This is a genomic window from Rhodopirellula sp. MGV (assembly GCF_002251265.1).
Classification (GTDB): domain Bacteria; phylum Planctomycetota; class Planctomycetia; order Pirellulales; family Pirellulaceae; genus Stieleria; species Stieleria baltica_A.
In genome coordinates, this window is record NZ_NPDI01000053.1 from 136,144 (window position 1) to 149,824 (window position 13,681).

Genomic DNA, 13,681 nt, shown 5'->3' on the forward strand with positions numbered 1-13,681 from the left:
TGTTTAGAACTCGGGGCTGCCGCCCCGAGCTACCAAAGCCGGCCCTTCCGGGGCGAGCCAGGAGTGAGGCAATGCTCTTTCCCAACGGAACGACGACGGAGCACGGTGCGTGATTGCACTTCGGTTGACGGGGACGCAAAGGCACTGCAGGCTGGTTGGAAAATTCAGATTGGTGTGAATCGCGTCGCCGGCTCATTCAGCGTCGGCAGGTTTGACTCCGGAGGAGTCCGCGTCGGTAGCTGGGGGGGCAGCCCCGAGATTGCGACGCGAATCATCGACTCGCCCCGGAGGGGCCGACGGTGCAAGTTTTGCAACTCCAGAACAAGTCCCACAATCAGTTCTTCGCACGCCAAAGATTCTGATACCTGGACGGTGGTGGCGACCTTGCTTGGGACTCGTCGCCTCGTCCACTACGTTGGGGCTTGGCATGGGACTCGTCGCCTCGTCCACTACGTTGGGCTTGGCATGGGACTCGTCGCCTCGTCCACTACCTGGGGCTTGGTTGAGGAGAGTTTGGGGTTTGGCGGGGAACCCTCTTGTTTGGTTCGTTGGCGATGGAGGGGAGTCTGTTTGGAGTCGGGATTCGGTTGCTGCCGAATGTAGGTGATGGGCTTGGAGCGTTTGTTCGAACGGTGCTGCGTCGAACTCTGCTCGCTAATCACTTCTGAATGAACGAACGGGACGATGGGAAAAAGTCATTCGAAACCGAAGCGGTCACGCGGTCGTCGACAATCAACACGAGCGACGGACGGGGCATCACTGGCTGAGTTGATCGCCACTGCTCTTGAGCTACAAAACCAAGGCAAGCTTGCTGAGGCAAAACAACTCTATTGCCAAGTCCTCGCCCAAGACCCAACCAATGCTGATGCGTGGCACTTGCTTGGGATGACGTTGTATAGCGGTGCAGCGTATGCCGAAGCACTTGAGTGCATCCAAAAGGCTCGCCAGTTTGGCGAGGACCGCGCGGACTTGATCGGGCATCTCGCTTTGATCCGGCACGCGATGGGGCAGTCCGATCAAGCGATCGAAATCATGCGGGCTGTCATCGATGCTGAGCCTGCGAATCCAGAGCACTATAACAATTTGGGTGTGATGCAACTTGAGTCCGGCAAGGTTGTCGATGCTCAGGTCGCTTTCGAACAAAGTCTACAACTTGCACCAGGTGACGCTCAGGCGGCAATGAACCTGGGCAATTGTTTAATGAGGCAGAATCGATTAATTGATGCCGAGTCGATGTTTCGCACACTTCTCGCTGACAATCCCGCCAACTGTAATTTGATCACGAATCTGGGTGAGTGCCTGCGCAGGCAAACGCGGTTCGAAGAAGCGTTGGAAGTCCTGGAACAAGCGATCGTGCAAAATCCCCACGATCAAGTCATGCGAGTCACGCACGCCAGGGTCTTAGAAAAGCTTGACCGATTGGAAGAAGCAAAGAAATCGCTAGTGTCTGTCGTCAACGACTTTCCGTCGAGTGCGAAGGCATACCATTATCTTGGTCACACCTTGATGCGGTTGGGAGAAGTCGAAGCGGCGGAGGAAAATCTGCGGCACGCGTTGCAGTTGTCACCCGACAACCCGCATGCACTTTGCTCACTCGGGTTCACGCAAATCGCCGCCGACCGGCGACAAGATGCGTTGGAAACCATGAAGGAAGCGGTTCGGATCGATCCAAGCCACAGCGAAGCCAATGGCTGTGTGTTGTATCTGATGACCGGCGACCCAAGTTTCTCTCCCGAAGAAGTTTTTCAAGAACACCTTCGGTGGGGCGAGCGGCATGGCAGCCCCAACCCGATTGACAACCATCAGAACGATCGAGATCCGAATCGTCGACTTCGGATTGGCTATGCATCGGCAGATTTTCGAAAGCACGCCGTGTCGGTGTTTTTTGAACCACTGTTGCGACTAGCGGATTCGTCTCAGTTCGAAACGTTCTGCTACTACGAGTACGGTGTCAGCGATGAGGTAACCCGGCAATTGAAATCGTATTCCGACCATTGGCGGACCACTGTCGGGTACTCCGATGAGCAAGTTGTCCGCCAAGTTATCGAGGACAAGATCGATATCCTGGTTGATCTTTCAGGCCACACGTCTGGCAACCGCTTGACGGCCTGGTCCAACAAACCGGCACCGGTGCAAATTTCATGGCTCGGGTACCCCAACACCACGGGGCTGAAGGCGATGGATTACACGCTGACTTGTGAAGTGCAAAACCCGCTCGACGAGCCTTCATACCATAGCGAAGAGTTGCTGCGGATCCCCGGCGGTTCGTTCTCCTTTCAACCACCAGGCGACGCACCCGAGTTGACACCGTTGCCGGCGCTGCGCAACGGATATGTCACATTCGGTTCGCTCCATCGTCCATTCAAAATCTCAGAAACCACGCAAGACATGTGGGCTGCGGCGATGCATGCTTGTCCCAATTCAAAACTGCTGGCCACCAACACTTGGTTCAATGAGCGATCGAAACAAGAGATACGCGACGGGCTAGTGGCTCGCGGAATCGATCGTGAGCGAATTGAGATTCGCGATACGTTCGAAAGTGGCAACTACTTGACCGCCTATTCCGAGATCGACATCGGCTTGGACGCGACGCCCTGGGCTGGCGGAACAACCACGATGGGCGCGTTGTGGATGGGCGTTCCCGTTGTCGCGATCTATGGAAAGAATCGACCGTCGCGTGGGACAGCGGGGATCGTTCATCACCTTGGGCATCCGGAATGGATCGCACGATCGCAAAGCGAGTATGCTGAAAAGCTACGTGCTTTGTCTTCGGACGTTGACGCGCTCGCAGCCTTGCGGCAGACGCTGCGTCAACAGACCAGCGATACCATCGCGAATGAACAGCGTTTCGTCACGGAGGTCGAAAAGGCGTATCGCTCGATTTGGAAACGTTGGTGTGAGTCCAAAACAACGTCGGTGCCGCTCGCGGTCACGTCGACTGTGGCAGCGAACGTGACAGCGAATTCTGCGAGCACCACGAACTGACTCGGACTAGCTCAGCTCCAGTTTCGCTGCGGCCGTTCGCGAAGTCGGTTGGCTTCGTCGTCGCCGGCGAACAGTTCGGTCTTGGGGTCCAATCGCAGGGTTCGGCCGAGAATCCATGATAGTGCCGCGGCATGACATGCGGTGTGGGATCGTCGCATGACGTTGTGATTGGCGTTGGGCAGTTCACGTGACTTGATGCAGTCGAGCCAATTTCGTGAGTGGGCTTCGACGTCCAGTCCACGTTCTTTGTCGGGAAGCGGAGCCAAGCCACTGGCGAGTGATTCTGGTTTCGTCACGATTCCGCCACTATCGCCGACTTCGACGGACCCGGCGGTCCCTTCGAAACGCACCGGGCAAGTGCCAAGTGATTGCACCCAGCCTGGACGTTCACCAAAGGGTGTTTTCAAGAAGTGAATGCGTAGCGGTGTACCGTCAGCGTACTTGCAGGTAATGCCTTTGTCGTCGGCGGTGTATTCGACCGGCATCGTGTCGTCGGCTTGTTTGGCCCACTGGCAAAGGTCGACGGTGTGGGCACCCCAGTCCAGCAGTCGTGCGCCGGAATCGAAGTCGTGGTAACCACGCCAGCCTCCGTTCACATAGGTTTCGTTGTACGGACGCCAAGGTGCCGGGCCAAGCCACAGGTTCCAATCGCACTGTCGAGGATCCGGTGTCGGTTGGCCTGGGAGCCATTCGGTTTTGATTTCAGGGACGTAGACGGTCGCGTGCATCGATTGCAGTTTGCCGAGCTTTCCGTCGTGGACCATGCCGACGGCTTGTTGAAAATTCGTCACGGTGCGGCGCTGCGTTCCCGCTTGAAAAACTCGCCCGGTTGTCTTGATCGTCTCTGAAAGCCGGCGGCACAAATCGATCGTGATGCCGCAGGGTTTTTCGCTGTAGATGTCTTTGCCTGCTTCGGCGGCAAGCATGGACGCGTTGGCGTGCCAGCGATCACCGGTCGCGATTAAAACTGCATCGATGTCTTTGCGGTCCAGGATCTCGCGAAAGTCGATATGGGTTTCGCAATTGTTGTGGCCGGCCATCGAGTCGACGAGTTGTTTGCCTTCGTCACGTCGCGCGGATTGCACATCCGCGATTGCAACACATTGGACATCCGCGTGTTTCAGCATTCCGCCAAGCACATACCGGCAGCGCGGGCCGATGCCGATGACGCCAAGGCGGATCCGTTCGTTGGCAGCGGCAGAGACTGACTGTGCAGAAAGACTTGTGTGGACGGCCAATGCGGTCGCTGACGTAGCGACGGCCGATTTGATCATTTGGCGACGGTCGATCATGGCGGGATGGGAATGGCAGGAGGGACGTTGTCGATCTCAAATCGCCACTGCGAACGGCAGGTGAAAGCCATCGAATGCGACTGGGGAGAGATCGTGTTTGGGGGACTGTAAACGCACCACCCATCCTATCAGAACAACAAACCGCGATGTCGCAGCAAGTCGTTATTGGGGAACGGTGCGGCCGATTTCTGGCAACGCAGCGAGCGGCCCGGGTTCCCAGACTCGGATTGAAACCTCATCGATAATCGCTTCCCCATCTCCGATGATTTCGAACATCGCCCGGATGTCTTGTTGGCTGGTGTTGTAGCGGTACAGTCGAACGCGTTTCCATGAATCCGCATGATGCACCAGGACACCAAGTTCCTGCCCACCCAAGCTGTCGTACACGAGCAGTCCTTGATGAGGCTGGCTAAAGCCGACCGTGCGAACCATGACGTCGATACGGATAACCTGCTTCGGGGCAATCCGCACCGAGGGGCTCGACAGCATTGCGATCGTTCCGGCGTAGCCGCCGCCCAGTGGTTCGCTTGTTGTCGATGCGGCCGTCAAACGCATCGCGCCCGATCCGCTGAAGTATCCACGTGAAATCCACACGATATCGCTTTCCGCACGATCGAGATTCCGTTTCCCGTAGGTCCAATTCTCTGGTCCAAGTGCATTCGGTTGATCAAGTCCTCCGAGTGCGATCAAGTTGTTGCTCCAGCCGCGGTCGAGCATCAGCGGACGCCAAAGCGCTTGCAATGCCAAGTTGCCTTCGTCAAGTGGAGGAATGCTTTGGTAGCGAACGTCGTCGACCGCTTCGAGCGGGACCAGGCTTTGTCCCAATTGGATGTTCGCTCGTGTCGCCCAGGCGTCGGCTCGACGTGCCAGTCGTAAGGTGTTGTGAAAGTCACCGGCGCGGTATGCGTCTTCGGCACGAGCGTGTGAGTCCATCGCGGCATTAAGTAATCCGACTGGCATGAGCGCTTCGCTTGCCCCGGAACTGACAGCGTTTTGCCAATCCGTTTGCGCGTGTCGAGCTTGGTCGCCGGAGAGTTGCCAACGATCCGAAGCCGCGCGGTTGGCGAATTGCCGCGCGGACTGTTCCAGTTGAGTCCCCAGCCTGGCGTCGGCGCTCAACACGATTACTTCGGCGATGTCCGGAGAGACAACCTGCAGTCGCGTTGTGCCACCCGCCGTGCGAATGGGGAGACGTTCGGCCGTGAAATCAGTCATTCGCCAAGCGGTGAAGCCTGCCATGGCGGGCGGAAGATTGATTTCGACGGTGGTTCCGTCGCCGGCGAGAATCTGGTCTCGAACGCCCGCATCACTGGTCAGCATCAGCACTTGAGTCGATCCGGATTTCAATACGCCGCAGTGATACGCCGATCCGGTGACCGTGTAGGGAGTCGCGCGTTCGCCCCAGGCCATCCAGGGTGACATCATCGCAACCATGCCGTTGAGATAGCTGAGCGCTAGGGAACGCTGATGCGCATTGCTTGTCCCAGAAGTCAGTGGTGCAGGCGAGTGAAACACGATTGCTGAGGGGGAGTGCTCAAGCAATTGAAAGACTTGGATCAACAGGCTATGCCAACGAAAGACTCCCTCGCTGGGAGCACCGGAATTGGCCGCGATCGCATCGTTCATTTGCGATAGACCAATGGGGGCCGATGACTCAACCGAAACCGCGATGTCAATTCGGTCTGCAATACGCGAGCAAGAGTTCCAATACGATTTGACTTGTTCGTCCGAAGAGAGACCGCGAGACCGAAGGGCCGCATCATAGACCACTGCGTCCGCGAACGAGGCATAGCGGTTCATCGCTTCGACCGGAGCAATCACGATCGGTCTTTGCCAGATGGTTGGAAATCCGCGTAGGCGTGTGACCGTTTGATCGGTTTGTGCGATGCGTTCTTGATCCAAGGCAACACCGCCGCCCAGGTACCAAGCCATCACCGGGTCGAGCAATGTTTGTAGTTCTGGATCGGGGGCCATTGGAGGCGGAGAATAGACCAACATGCCCGTCCGGATGGCTTCGCGAAGAATCTCTGCTGTTGGGGGATGCGAAAGCAGGACCGCATTGAAGCCGAGCGAGCGGAGCCAAGCGAGAGGCTCGCCGCGATGTTCAATGATGCGAATGATCGAAGACTTGGGAAACGCCGAGGGAAGTTCATTCGATTCGGATTGCGATTCGCGGTTCGTTTGCAACGGTGATGGCACAAAGAGTCCATTTGCCATTGATCGCGTGACCGTTCGCGTTTGTTCTGATGAACGATTTTGGGACTGCTCCAAGTCACCAACACTGACCATTCCCTCGATCGACAACTCGTCCAGTCGCAACGTTGTTAGTCCGGCTCCGCTGTAGGCATTGATCGCGACGGCATCCACGTAAGGATCAGCGAGGTTCGCTTCGGACCCAAGTTGTCGATGAAGTTTCGCGATGCAGATTCGCAAGTCACTTTCAATCTTGCCGATTCCAAGTCGCTGGAACTTGCCGGGGCGTTCGTAAGTGGCGCCGTAGATCACCGCGGAGATCGGGCGACGAGTTTCAGGATCTCGAACGTAGGGAAAGCGAAGACGCAGGCCGACGCGTGCGCCAGGCCGAGCGCTCAACACATAGACGCCTGCATTCAAATCGTCGATCGCGTGGACTGGTTCAATCGGATAAACGATAACGGCTTCGCTGCCTAAACCGGCGTGAAACGTAATCGTTTCACAACCTTCTCCGTCGAAGCCACTTGCTGGCAACACGCGTTGTTCGGTGAGTCGTGCATCGCAATCGGAAGTGTCCAGTGACCAACGCGGCGGATAGGCATCGAGGCGGTCGTAAAATTCGCCCCATGCTGACCCGTTGCCCAAACCTAAAATCAGGACCACAAGCAAACCGGCAAGGTACCGACCGGGTCGGCGAATCGCCGAGTGATTCGGACCGTGATTCGGCAACGGAAAGGTTTGCCGAGGCCGAACGACTGGCGGGAATAACTGTCGTGCTCTCCTGAACTGTCTCATCAATGATTGACCCAATACCGTTCTGCCAAAAGAATCACATCAGCAACGGGGGAGGCGAAGGTGTCGTCTGGGATTCAGCCGATGGCTTGCCGGGAACTCGTCAACAGAGTGTGTGGTAGACGCGACGATGTTTAAAAATTTCAACATCGTGTCGCAACCCGCAACTCGAACCGTAAGCTGTTGCTATATCAAGATTTAGGGCGGCGTGGCTAGGCGAGATGGTGTTGTTTTTTTTCACCGTTTTGTTTTGACAACGCTGGCATTTGGATCAACCTAAGTCAAACGACAGTAACCACTTACGTTGTCGATTGGAGACGAGCCATGAGGAACTGGCATCGTGAATGCAATGGAGGGCCATCAAGCAAATCACCCCAACGTTTCACTCTTCGGAGCCCTGGCGCATGCAAAAGACGACGATCGGATCGAACAAGCAACACGACGAGATTCCACAAGAATTGCGTGAGCTGAGCAGCGCGATCGACGCACTCCCTGCTCGTTACCGTGACACCGTTGCCCCCGCGTTGACGCGTGCGATCGAATGCAGCACCCGCCGCCGCCGTATCCTGAACTTGGTTCAAGAAGCCCTGTCGCAATTGCGATTGGATATGAAGTACTTGGTCTTCGACTTGGAAGCGACGCGTCGCGAACGAGATCAGTACCGCGAGATCTTGGACAAAGAAGGCCTGCTGTAAGGAACCGCGTGTTCCCGATGGCAACCAGCTTCACATTGATTGCCGCATCGCCCCATGCGGCGGACATGTGACCGTCATTCGAAAGCGGTGTGTGGTTGTATGACACGCCGTTGAAGTGACAAACAGATTACTGTCGAAGGGTATGTCGATAGTAAGTTTCTAAACAAAGCGTGGCCATGGCCGTTGTATAGATCGGTCCGCCATAGCCACCCCACAGTGACGTGTTCGGCCAGCTTCCGTCAGGACGCTGTGTTGAAAGCACACGTTGCTTGAGCGAGTCGTTCCAAGTGGTCCACGCTTGATCTTGAATCTGGTGCAACGCAAGTGTCGCGTAGTACCAATAGTAATAATTGTCTTGCCCCATTCCGGGGCGTTGCTGCAACAGATAGCGTTCAGCTTCGGCGATCTCGTGCGAAGCGACTGCTTCCCCGAGTAGCAAGCGAATCGCGAGCGCTTCGGCGGTCATCGTGCGACTGATATTCTCGCCCGGTCGGTAGCACGCGAGTCCGCCGCTTCCGACTTGAACGCTGCGCAGGAAACGTTGGATACCAGAAAAGACATCCTGGTTAATCTCAATGCCAGCCCGTCGGCCCGAGTGGAGCATCATTGCATGCCAACCAAGTTGGCTGAGGTCACCAGGGTCGCCACGCGTGTATCGCCAGCCACCCGTGATTGGGTGTTGCATCCGTGTGGTGTGGGCAATCGCCCGGCGTGCGCACTCGATCGCCGACGCGTCACCCGTCATCACAGCGTCTTCGCAAACCGCCAGGGCGGCCATCGAATGGCAATAGCTTGCCGCGTACAGTGTCGCGTTGCCTTCCAGTGAACCGTTGGGATGTTGGTGTTGGATCAAGTAGGCGAGTCCGCGATAAACATTTTCGGCGTAGGGGCCAGACTGATGAGTGTTTCCGGCGCCCATCATGGCCAGCAGCGACAATCCCGTCAGTGCGGTCGTGCATTTCTTTCCCGCACCGAAACGTTGTTCGCCAAGAGGCCGTCGCTCTTCGCCAGCACCCGATGTTTGTGGATTCCAGCTGCCATCTGGATTTTGTGTCTCGGCGAGAAAGCGAAGGGCCGCACGAACGGCGGCTTCGGTCTGCACATCGCCACCGGTCTGTTCGATTGCGACGTCTTTGGCCCGTCCGGTTCGGTTGGCGAAGTCAGAAGATCGTTGGCCAGCGACGTTTGATGGTGCCGCAGGCGGGCGGGCAGGCGGTGCCGCAGGCTGAGGTACGGCGTCAAAGGTTTCGTGTTGGCGTACACTCGCGGTCATCGCCATCGCTTCAGGAAGTGGGCCGGGTTCCGCAGGAGGTGGTTCTTGAAAGGCGGTTGTTAAATCGGCGACGTCAGCAAGCGGTTGTTCTGGTGCAGACATTTCGCCTTCGTCAACGGCCGGGGCAGACGCTGCTAGGTCGTCGAGTTGAGCTTGGAGTGCCGCGTCGAGTGCGGCGAGGGCATCGTCGGCGATCGATTCCAGACTTTCGTCAAGTTGTTGCGGTTCCAGTTCCGCGATTGAGCTGAGGTCGGGAGGTTCTTGATCGGCGGGGTCGCTTGACGGTTGAGGTGTTTCGGGTGTTGCCGATGCAGGGGCTGGATCGACGAGGTCCGTCAGTTGGTCGACGGGGAGTGGCATGAACGGCGTTGCGTTTGACTTGGCCGACGAATCATCGAATTGCAGGTCGGGATCGAAGGTTGAAAGTTCGATCGAATCGAGTCCGACGGTGTCCCCGTCGCTTGATTGAGCGGTGCCGTGTTGTTGCGGTTTGTAGGGCACTAACCAGACGAGCACGCCATGCAGCAGCACCGACAAGATCAGGCAGATCGTCCCGGCCGCGCGGCCTTCGCGTTTGGTTCGCCGGAACAGCCAAATGGTAGCAACAAGCAATACGACCGCCGAAACCGCGACCGCATAGACGACTCTTGGATCAGACCAAATCGTGTCGATGCTTGCAGCAAGAATCAACGGCGGTAGCCTCCGCTTAGATCCTCTTTGACCGCCATCGAAATCTTTTTGATTCCGGCTTGGCGTACCAAAAGGGCGATCGAAGCGTAGTGGCGAATGGAGGTATCTTCGTCGGCGCGTACGATAACACTGAGTGCGGGATACCGAGAAAATTCGTCGGTCAACCGCTGCACCAATAGTTCTTGGGTGACAGGTTCGTTGTTCAACATGATCTGACCATCCTTGGTCAAGGAAACGACACGGTCATCCGGAACGCGTGAAATGGGATTCGCCGGGCCCACGGCAGGGACCGAGACTTCGATTGCGCTTTCCGATTCGCTGAACTTGCTGCCAACCATAAAAAAGATGACGAGCAAGAACACCACGTCGATCATCGGTGTCAAGTTGATCGTGACATCTTCACTGGATCGATTGCGTTTACCCATCACGCCGCCTTTCGCCTTTTGCTACGGGTTGCGTTGGTCGTTTCGAGTCCTTCAGCGGAGATGCAGTCGATCACGCGTTGGCACAGTTTTTCGATCTCGACTAAATAACGATCGGATTTACTGCTGAAGTACATGTAGGCTAGGTAAGCAGGAATTGCGACGGATAGCCCTCCGGCGGTCGTCATCAGCGCCATGCTGATGCCGCTTGCAAGTAATTCGGGGCGTCCCAAGGAAGCTTGGTCGCTGATCACTTCAAAAGCGTCAATCATTCCGATCACGGTTCCTAGCAATCCAATCAACGGTGCGACGTTACTGATCGCATGAAACACGCGTAGGTATTTTTTCAATCCATCGGCGACACGGTCGCCTGCGTCCATGACCGCTTGTTCGATCTCAAACATTGGGCGTCCCCAGCGGCGAAGTGCTGCCCGAAAGACCTCGCTGACGGGACAGTCAAACTCCTTGCACAGTTCGGTGGCTTCGTCATAGCTGAGCACGCCGTCCTCGACGCATTCGGTGAAGCGAAGGACAAATGGTTTGGGGATCACGCGACTGCGACGGAGCGCGATCAATCGTTCGAGCGACAGTGAAAGGACGACCAGTGAGCAGATTGCCAGGGGCAACATCAGCCATCCGCCCGACATGATTTTCTGGATGAAACCAGGCGTCTGCAGGCCACTTGCTTCCTCGGCTTCATCGGTGCCGTCACTGCCAAGCTCGTCGACCGCAGTCTCGGTTGAATCGATGGGGACCTCCGGGATCCCGCCCTGTGACGACATCGAGCCGTCCATCCCGGTGGCCATGGATGAATCGGCGGTGCGGTACATCGGCTGTGACGCGGGAGCCGGGGAGAATTGTGCGGGGTAACCGCTGCTGTAGGCTTGGGGTTGTGGGGCGTTGTTCGTCCGCGGGTATTGGGCCTGTGCGGAATCAAGCATGCTCATCAAAACGAGCATGCCGATGGCCAGGACACAAGCGGGCAGCAATCGCGACATCAAGCCGGCGATATGGGCCGGTCGATTGTCGGGGCGGAGTTTAATAGAGGAGCGTGATTGGGGCTTCTCGTGCGTCATCGTTTCGTCGTTCGAGTGATGGCGATCGCACCGTTGCGTCTTAGCGGCAATGCAGTGTGTTCACGGCAAGGCGGCTAGCGGCGAGTGCGAGAGGGTGTATGAGTTGGTAGTGATGAGAGTCGGTGGCGAGCTTCGGACGCATATTTGCTGTCTGCGAATCGCTCCAACAGCGTTCCGTAACAAACACTGGCTTGGCGTGTCCGCCCCAATTGTTCAAAAGCTTTGCCGGCTTGGACCAAAGCGGCGGCATGGTATGGCCCGCCGGGGTCGAGTCCTTCGACCATTCGATAGGCGTCGATCGCTTCGGTGAAATTTTCTTGCAGCAGATGTGTTTCGCCGATCATCCATTGGGCACGGGCACGAAGGTTGGGGGGCGAGTCCGGCGCGCGGACCACGGATTCCAACCGCGTGCGAGCTTTGTCAAATTGCAGTTTACGTATCGCCAGGTCGGCTTCGAGTAACTCGACCAATGGTCGTTCGGTGGCAGCGTGTTCGCCAGCTTCTGTGATGCGCTGGCGGATCGGCTCCAGACGCCGATCGGCTTCCTCGGTTTCGTCTGCCAAGACGGCGCATTCGGCGCAGCGGAGCAGCGTGGCGAAGTCGTCGGCGCCGCGTGTGTCAACGACATGTTTCCAGTAGGCGAGTGCTTTGCTCTGCTGGCCTGAAAGGTAGATCGCCTCTGCAAATAGCCGATCGACATGGACCGTGCGGCCCGCGAAGTCGTCTTGAAGGTCAATGTTCTCGGCGGCGTGAAGGAGCATTGACCAGCGACTTGTGCGTCCTGCCCAGCGGGCGGCCGATTCGATGCTCAGTTCGGTTGCCTCGGCGATTCGCCCGCCGATCACGGCGGCCGCAATCAACTCGGAGATTGCCGATTGGTCATTCGCATCACAGTTTTCAAGCACTTGTGCAGTCCATGTTCCCGCGCGGTCTTTTGCGGTCAGCTGAGTGACAAGTTGATCGAAATCGGCCGGGGCGAACTCGCTACCGAATTTCGCTAACGCGGTCGCGATGAGCGCCGCCGGCCATTGCTCAGCCGATTTTCCTGAAACGAGCCAGTCGTGAATGGCTGGGGCGAGGGGCGTGTCGAGACTCGCGAGTTCGATCACCAGCGAAGGCGTTTCGGGGGCGTCTGGAAAATCGTGGAAGTGCTTTTCGCAGGCGGTGACAAGCTCGTCGGCGTTGTTGGCCGCAAGCAAGCAGCGGATCCGGAGACCGCTTGCCTTGGCGGCATCGCGATGATCGGGGTAAAGGCTGGTGAATTCTGCCAAGCGGTCGGCAGCGATCTGTTTTTGTTCTGGATCCAACGCCGTGGCCCATGCAAACCCAAGTCGCACGAGTGCCAGTTGGTCGGCCGGAAGTGAGAGGAGCTCCGCGTCGATCGTATCCAACAGCGATTGATAAAGTTCGATGGCCGTGTTCGAGTTTCCGCTCGTCATCGCTTGCCAGGCGGTTTGCATTGTCAAGTTGACGAAACCTTCCGTCGGCAATTCGGACGCGTTCGAAGGGTCCGCAGATTGGAGCGAATCGAAAATGTCTAGCAGCGACCGTTTTGCCTCGTCGAGTAACCCGCGCGTTGATTGGTGTGTCGCAATGGCGGTTACGAGGATGATTCGCTGTTGAAGCGTCGGCTGTGGCGTTTCTTCTTGGCTTAACCAATAGGCGGCCGATGCGAATAATTGGTCGACTGTTTCCTGGGGAAGCTTGCTGGTCGCTGCTCGTGCTAGCAGCACATAGTCAGCGGCCAGCTGCAGTTGCCCCGGGTGATGTTCGGTGACGTAGTCGTCGACTTGTCGGAGCCGTTCGACTGATTCCGACAGATCGCCCTGTTGGCGCAGGCGACGCACTTCCGAAATTGCGTCTCGAATGTTCAGTTTGGTTGGCGAATCGGGCGTGCTCGCCGATTCTGTTGTGGCTTCGTCGGCACGCAGTTCGCCGATTTGGCATGGCAAAGGCAGCAATCCGCTGATCAGAAGCAACGCCAAACCGTACGAAGCCAACCGGGCGGTGGGCTTCACGATGGCGCAGCAGTCCTTGTGACGCTGTTTGACTGCGGATCCTTTGCAGGGGGGCAGACAACCAAGCGATTGTTGGAGGTGCGTTTCGGTGAGTTGTTGATGATAAAGCGCAAACATGACGGTCCGGAATAATCGGAATATCCCGGATTACTGGAAAAGTCGTTCCCGTTGCAAGGTGAGCCTGCGTCCCAGCTTCTCCAGAACCCTCGGTTTACCAATAAAACCAACTACCCGATGAAGGGCGT

The 13,681-nt window shown here is 57.1% G+C and carries 8 protein-coding genes; 2 read left to right on the forward strand and 6 right to left on the reverse strand.

Annotation, left to right across the window (positions count from 1 at the left end):
- Positions 1 to 684: 684 nt before the first annotated feature.
- Complete coding sequence (locus tag CGZ80_RS19895; protein WP_094417431.1) at positions 685 to 2,985, forward strand: tetratricopeptide repeat protein; 2,301 nt, start codon at positions 685 to 687, stop codon at positions 2,983 to 2,985.
- Positions 2,986 to 2,996: 11 nt separating this feature from the next.
- On the opposite strand, the gene CGZ80_RS19900 is transcribed toward CGZ80_RS19895, so the two are convergent.
- Together CGZ80_RS19900 and CGZ80_RS19905 are read right to left on the reverse strand one after the other, a co-directional pair.
- Positions 2,997 to 4,277, reverse strand: a complete 1,281-nt coding sequence (locus CGZ80_RS19900; RefSeq protein WP_094417432.1) for a Gfo/Idh/MocA family protein — start codon at positions 4,275 to 4,277, stop codon at positions 2,997 to 2,999.
- A 162-nt stretch (positions 4,278 to 4,439) separates the two neighbouring features.
- Positions 4,440 to 7,199, reverse strand: coding sequence for a hypothetical protein (locus CGZ80_RS19905; RefSeq protein ID WP_094417433.1), 2,760 nt, complete (start codon positions 7,197 to 7,199; stop codon positions 4,440 to 4,442).
- 467 nt (positions 7,200 to 7,666) lie between these two features.
- Between CGZ80_RS19905 and CGZ80_RS19910 the strand changes: the two genes are divergently transcribed.
- Positions 7,667 to 7,957: a transcriptional regulator gene (locus CGZ80_RS19910; protein ID WP_094417434.1), complete on the forward strand. Its 291-nt coding sequence runs from the start codon at positions 7,667 to 7,669 to the stop codon at positions 7,955 to 7,957.
- A 127-nt stretch (positions 7,958 to 8,084) separates the two neighbouring features.
- Here the strand turns inward: CGZ80_RS19910 and CGZ80_RS19915 are convergent, their stop codons facing one another.
- From CGZ80_RS19915 to CGZ80_RS19930, 4 genes are all read right to left on the reverse strand, one after another.
- A complete protein-coding gene (locus tag CGZ80_RS19915; protein ID WP_233148539.1) occupies positions 8,085 to 9,920 on the reverse strand; it encodes a prenyltransferase/squalene oxidase repeat-containing protein in 1,836 nt (611 codons plus the stop codon).
- Entirely contained in the window at positions 9,917 to 10,345 is a 429-nt protein-coding gene (locus CGZ80_RS19920; protein ID WP_094417435.1) for an ExbD/TolR family protein, read from the reverse strand. The genes CGZ80_RS19915 and CGZ80_RS19920 overlap by 4 nt, the downstream gene beginning before the upstream one ends.
- The gene (locus tag CGZ80_RS19925; protein WP_233148540.1) at positions 10,345 to 11,418 is read right to left on the reverse strand and encodes a MotA/TolQ/ExbB proton channel family protein; all 1,074 of its coding nucleotides are present in this window, start codon (positions 11,416 to 11,418) and stop codon (positions 10,345 to 10,347) included. The genes CGZ80_RS19920 and CGZ80_RS19925 overlap by 1 nt, the downstream gene beginning before the upstream one ends.
- A 74-nt stretch (positions 11,419 to 11,492) precedes the next feature.
- On the reverse strand, positions 11,493 to 13,553 hold the full coding sequence (locus CGZ80_RS19930) for a tetratricopeptide repeat protein (RefSeq protein ID WP_094417437.1): 2,061 nt from the start codon (positions 13,551 to 13,553) through the stop codon (positions 11,493 to 11,495).
- Between the last annotated feature and the right edge of the window lie 128 nt (positions 13,554 to 13,681).

What these genes read in the sequence shown, in the direction of transcription:
- CGZ80_RS19900 (WP_094417432.1), bottom strand. Translation starts at nt 4,277, where the DNA reads ATGATCGACCGTCGCCAAATGATCAAATCGGCCGTCGCTACGTCAGCG.
- CGZ80_RS19895 (WP_094417431.1), top strand. Translation starts at nt 685, where the DNA reads ATGGGAAAAAGTCATTCGAAACCGAAGCGGTCACGCGGTCGTCGACAA.
- CGZ80_RS19925 (WP_233148540.1), bottom strand. Translation starts at nt 11,418, where the DNA reads ATGACGCACGAGAAGCCCCAATCACGCTCCTCTATTAAACTCCGCCCC.
- CGZ80_RS19910 (WP_094417434.1), top strand. Translation starts at nt 7,667, where the DNA reads ATGCAAAAGACGACGATCGGATCGAACAAGCAACACGACGAGATTCCA.
- CGZ80_RS19920 (WP_094417435.1), bottom strand. Translation starts at nt 10,345, where the DNA reads ATGGGTAAACGCAATCGATCCAGTGAAGATGTCACGATCAACTTGACA.
- CGZ80_RS19930 (WP_094417437.1), bottom strand. Translation starts at nt 13,553, where the DNA reads ATGTTTGCGCTTTATCATCAACAACTCACCGAAACGCACCTCCAACAA.